Source organism: Streptococcus sp. HMSC073A12 (assembly GCF_001812815.1).
Taxonomy (GTDB): domain Bacteria; phylum Bacillota; class Bacilli; order Lactobacillales; family Streptococcaceae; genus Streptococcus; species Streptococcus vaginalis.
In genome coordinates this window covers 1-349 of record NZ_KV810552.1, presented here as the reverse complement: position 1 = coordinate 349, position 349 = coordinate 1, and the positions used below count along the sequence as shown (strand labels likewise).

Here is a 349-nt window from a genome sequence, read left to right as displayed (position 1 = left end):
GACGAAATTTGTCCTTTCTAGATCTTAGCTTTTCATCTACCCACTACAGTTGACAAAGAGCCCTATATTTTACCAAGACTATCGCAACCATGAAAAAAGCAACGGCAAAACCGTTGCTTTTTTTGATAGAATCGAGACATTATTGTCCCAGGCTCCAGATGTTAAAAACTAACACCTATTTCATCTAATATCAAATAAAATATCGGGAAGACAGGATTCGAACCTGCGACACCTTGGTCCCAAACCAAGTACTCTACCAAGCTGAGCTACTTCCCGTATGGATAGAAAAAATGAAGTCCTAGGAGACTTCTTTTCTATGCACCCTAGAGGAGTCGAACCTCTAACCGCC

1 tRNA gene is annotated in these 349 nt (G+C 41.0%); it reads right to left on the bottom strand.

Going from position 1 to position 349, the window contains the following annotated elements:
• Positions 1 to 202 precede the first annotated feature (202 nt).
• A tRNA-Pro gene (locus HMPREF2876_RS07585) sits at positions 203 to 276 on the bottom strand.
• Positions 277 to 349: the final 73 nt, after the last annotated feature.